Genomic DNA, 4,517 nt, shown 5'->3' on the forward strand with positions numbered 1-4,517 from the left:
TCTCGCTGTGTTGAATGAGCCGAATCCCATCATTGGCTTTGTCAATCGCTTGATGTTGCGGTGATCCTGCTCGATGATGTTATTCAGGTACTTGCTCTGCCGGTATTCTGTCTCTGCTGCCAGCGTTTCATCGCCTTTCAAGGCTTCGACTGCCACCGGATAGGCAGCATTTTTATCGACGGTGATCACGCGGGGTGTTTGAGTATGAGTCGCCTTCAGCACTTTGCGGAAAAACCGGGCTGCTGCTTTACCGTCCCGCTTTGCGCTCAGCATGAAGTCCAACGTGTTGCCCATTGAATCGACAGCGCGGTAAAGATATTTCCACGCTCCTTTCACTTCGATGTAAGTCTCGTCCACTCTCCATGAGTCATTCGTGGGATTCAAGAACGGTCGAATGCGTTTGTCCAGTTCAGGGGCAAATTTCAGCACCCAACGATTGAGGGTGGAATGACCCACCTCAATTCCTCGCTCTGCCATCATTTCTTCCAAATCCCGGTAGCTCAGAGGATAGCGGCAATACCACCGCACATTCAACACGATGATTTCGGGCAAGAAGTGCCGCCATTTGAACAGAGAGTCAGTCGTCATTTAGAGCAAGGCTAGAAAAAATTAAGCTTCCCTACCTTACTATTTTTGCGACACAACCCAAAGTTGTCACTCAAAGGTCAGAACGCCCTGATAGGCGTTTTTTTCGTCAACCGTTCGACAACTATTACCAAGGTTTGTCGAACGAAAACCTAGAAATAATTTGTCTACTCGTAGTTACACCTCATCTGCTGCAATGCCAGAAGCAAGCTGATAAGTTCGTCGTCGGTCAAGCGGGCGCGAATCTGCCCATACTGGTTCAGGCAGTATTGCTGCAAATCTTCAGGTTGCCATTGTAGTCGCACTTGCTCGCAGTCAATCCTAGCAAGGACATCACTCAAATCTAGAGTGTCTGACCGCTCTAGGGAAATGTCCTCCTGATCCCATTCTCGATCGCATTTACTCGACGTTTCAGGGGTTTGATCGGGTGAGAATTCAGTTATCGGAATCTCTAACCCGATCGCAGGGGCAGACAATCGGCTTCGCGCTTCTGCTTCTAAAATGGGGTCGCCGCTCATAAGCCACCGCTGCATCTGTTCGTCTTGAGCGGAGCGTTTCTGCTTGTCGGGCACTTTTCTCAGGAGAGGTAATGAGGAGGCTGTGGAAATCCCCCCAGACCCCCCTAGTTCTTTGAGTTCTGGCGCTTGCTCTGGAGGAGCAGCGCTGCGTTGCTCAAGTTCCTTAGCGGCGATCGGTGTGAACTCCCTTCTCTGACTGGGTTTGAATCTTGTTTGTAGGGGTTCAAGTTCAATAATAGGTGTGAACTCGTTGCTGGCTGTGGGTTCTGGGCTATCGAGCAGGTTCTCTGGATGCCACAGGTCACGGTGTCGATACAGGGTGCCTCGCTGGATGCCGAGGGCTTCTAATGCCTCGATGCGGGCGGTGGTAGTGGTGGGTAGGTGGTCTTGATTCAGTAACTTTACGATCGCGTTGATGATTCGCTCTCGGGCGGTTTGCTGGAGTTTCTGATTGTGGCTGTGGGTGGGTAAGACTGTTTCTGTTTGGGGCTCTGTGTCTAAAGGGGTTTTGCCGTACCCATAGGGTTTGTATTTGCTGGTCTGCACCCATTTCGCCCAGTTCTGTGCAAGCTTTTCTAGCTCGTGGTTGTGGCTACAAAATTGCTCTCTGCCGGGTAGGGTCAGGATGTAGTCATGGATGGCATGGGTGAGGCGTTCGGTTTCCCAATAGGGGTCGGTGCTGTGCAGCAGATGCCCGAAGATGCGGATCAGGCGGGTGACATCGAAGAGGATTTGATTGGTTTGCCCATGTCCGTCCCAGCCGTCTCGCACTTTGTCAAGCAGGTCGGTGAGATATTGATTGCCGGAGACGCTGACTTTTTTGTAGGGCTTGGGCTGGGTGGCGAGGATGGCTTCGATGCGCTCGGAGGTGAGGTCGTTGCGACGCTGACAGTGCTCGATGAGGTGGAGAAATTCTTGTTGTTGGTCGAGGAGGGGGTGCAGTAGGGGCTGGTAATCGTTGCAAGCGTCTAGCAGGTAGCTGCCGGGTTCGAGCAGGGGGAGGCGAATGGCGTGGTACTGACTCCAGTCGTCGGGGTTGTCGCTGTCGATCCAGGCTTTGCGGTTGGGGAAGGTTTCGAGGTGTCCGGCTTGGAGGATGAATCCGGCTTCTTTGAGGACGATCGCGATGGCTTCGGCGAGGCGATAGGAGTTTTGTTCGTCTTTAAACCAGTACCACAGGTGCAGTCCCCGGCTGTCGCTGGAGCGGATGGGAATGCAACTGACTAATCCGAGTCGCTCTTCGAGGGCTTGCTGGAGTTGGGGGATGGCGTACGGGTTTTGCTGCGGGTGGTAGCGACTGAGGGCATCGAGGTCAAGGACGAGAAACTGGGTATAGGTTTTTGGGCGAATAGCGATTAGTTTGCCGCGATGGGCGAGCCGTCGGGCGACAGGGTAGGCAGCGACGGCTTTCCAGTCTGGTTTTTGACGGGCTTTGGGAACGGGCGCTTGCAGAAATTGCCAGGCGTTGAACTTTGACCAGTAGGCATCGGCTAAGTCAGGTCTTGGGCAAGGGGCAGTCTGACTCATGCGATGCCTCCCCAAACATTAAGCGGTTGAGGGAGGGCGGATGGTAGAGGATGGGCGGATGGGCGGGGGGCATCCAGATGGGAATTTGAAAAAGTCAGCATGGTTCTCTGTCCAAGCGGTGTGCAGGGAGGACAGAGAGCAAGGATTGAGAGATTACCAAGAGGTGAGCCGTCAGGTCACGACGGCGGGATCAGTGCACCGTTGCACGCGAAAAATCTCAGGGGCGTTCCATCGCTCTCTGCTCCAAAAAGGCAGCGACGGGAGAGAGAACCATGCGTAAAATCTCAAAAATGCCCAGCAAGCTCTATTGCCATTCGAGACAAATGAGGCATAATAAACACATGGCACTGTCAGGAACCTAACTCTTGGCCGCTCAAAGCTTTCAAGTTAGCGTCCCCGCCTCCCGTTATTCAAGCTAAACATTTGAGCCTTCAAAGCCCTCGCTGTTAGTCGCAGTGGGGGTTTTTGGCTTCTAGGGTACCTAGAACATGATGCTGACCTCTCGATTTGCAAGGGTGGAAACTGGGCGTATCATGGTCAATCGCTCACGTTTCTGAAGTGAGTCTAAGTGTATCAGGACATTTTCTCTGATCCGCGATCGATCCATGACAAATTCTTCTGTAAATGGGTTTGAGTGTGACAGAAATGATTTGACCATCGCAGTCAATCTCAAGGGTGAGTTCAAGTTTTCCACCGACTGTCACTCGTGATTGCCCTGCGACTCTCGAAACATCTGAACCGCTCGACCGAGATCCGTTTCTCCGATGAGGATGCAGCGCTTTAGCAGGTCTAAGTCTAGAGTCTCTAATCCTGGTAGTTCACTCTGATCGATGCGTTGATAGCCATCTTGTCTCAGGTGATAGAGCGCTAACGTGCCATCTTCCCAAAACCACACTTCAGACACGCCTAACGCACGGTATTTAGGAAGTTTGGCAGCATTGCCACTCGTGAAGACAACCTCGATCGACAGATCAGGAATCGGTTTGAGACTACCAATGCAGTAAGACTCATCAGCCTGAGCAGAGGCAACCCCCTCCTTCTCTTGAGTCATGGATCGGGTTGGCTGAAAGAAGATGCCCTTTTCGATGAGAAAGGTCGTGATCAAATAACCAATAATGCTGGCGAAAATCTCATGGTCACGTCCAGGCATAAGAATCTCGATCGTTCCATCGTAGTAAGCCAGCTTTGCGCGAGAAATCTCTCCAAAATCTCGTTGGAGCCGTTTGAAATGCTCCCACGTCCCCTGTAGAACGATTCGCTGGTCTATTGGCTTAGTGAGTGTTTGAGTCATTTACGTTAGCTTCGCTCCTCGTAGAGTTCACCCTCTCTATTTGCCCTTGCTCTCATTGGCAGGAGATTTTTTTTGTTTCTCTAAAGTTTCTAGCTGCTTAACGAGTAGAGCGCGAATCTTGCCAGACAGACTTAACTCTCTCCACGCAGGGTCATCACTACGGCATTCTTCTATTCGTTCTTTCAAGTCAGTGATGTCTAAGGTCAGTCGATCTCTTGCCACGTCAGAGTCTTTTGTCAGGTTTTCATCCATATCTTAGTTCTCTGCCCTTTCAATGAGACTTAATGATGACATAAAAATCATATTGCATCTTTTGACATCCGACACTACTATGATGACAAAAGATGACATGGCAGACACAAGCAGCCAGAAACGGTCGATCGCTGGTAAGCCCCCGTTTCCCGGTTGTGTCGCAAAAATAGTAAGGTAGGGAAGCTTAATTTTTTCTAGCCTTGCTCTAAATGACGACTGACTCTCTGTTCAAATGGCGGCACTTCTTGCCCGAAATCATCGTGTTGAATGTGCGGTGGTATTGCCGCTATCCTCTGAGCTACCGGGATTTGGAAGAAATGATGGCAGAGCGAGGAATTGAGGTG

The 4,517-nt window shown here is 51.2% G+C and carries 4 protein-coding genes and 1 pseudogene; 1 reads left to right on the top strand and 4 read right to left on the bottom strand.

Features of this window, described 5'->3' with window-relative positions:
• From A8707_RS25625 to A8707_RS25645, 4 genes are all read right to left on the bottom strand, one after another.
• Nucleotides 1-588 (bottom strand): IS6 family transposase (locus A8707_RS25625; protein ID WP_068819877.1); only part of this gene is annotated, 588 nt, incomplete at its 3' end.
• Between the two features lie 164 nt (nucleotides 589-752).
• A complete protein-coding gene (locus tag A8707_RS25630) occupies nucleotides 753-2,630 on the bottom strand; it encodes a hypothetical protein (RefSeq protein ID WP_068820233.1) in 1,878 nt (625 codons plus the stop codon).
• Between the two features lie 700 nt (nucleotides 2,631-3,330).
• Nucleotides 3,331-3,921, bottom strand: a complete 591-nt coding sequence (locus tag A8707_RS25640; RefSeq protein ID WP_068820236.1) for a Uma2 family endonuclease — start codon at nucleotides 3,919-3,921, stop codon at nucleotides 3,331-3,333.
• A 36-nt stretch (nucleotides 3,922-3,957) separates the two neighbouring features.
• The gene (locus A8707_RS25645) at nucleotides 3,958-4,173 is read right to left on the bottom strand and encodes a hypothetical protein (RefSeq protein WP_068820238.1); all 216 of its coding nucleotides are present in this window, start codon (nucleotides 4,171-4,173) and stop codon (nucleotides 3,958-3,960) included.
• Nucleotides 4,174-4,382: 209 nt separating this feature from the next.
• Between A8707_RS25645 and A8707_RS27330 the strand changes: the two are divergent.
• A pseudogene (locus tag A8707_RS27330) lies at nucleotides 4,383-4,517 on the top strand (IS6 family transposase); the annotation flags it as partial.

This window comes from Phormidesmis priestleyi BC1401 (genome assembly GCF_001650195.1).
In the GTDB taxonomy this organism is placed as follows: domain Bacteria; phylum Cyanobacteriota; class Cyanobacteriia; order Leptolyngbyales; family Leptolyngbyaceae; genus Phormidesmis_A; species Phormidesmis_A priestleyi_B.

Coding starts and splice junctions, on each gene's coding strand:
- A8707_RS25630 (WP_068820233.1), bottom strand. CDS start 2,630: ATGAGTCAGACTGCCCCTTGCCCAAGACCTGACTTAGCCGATGCCTAC.
- A8707_RS25645 (WP_068820238.1), bottom strand. CDS start 4,173: ATGGATGAAAACCTGACAAAAGACTCTGACGTGGCAAGAGATCGACTG.
- A8707_RS25640 (WP_068820236.1), bottom strand. CDS start 3,921: ATGACTCAAACACTCACTAAGCCAATAGACCAGCGAATCGTTCTACAG.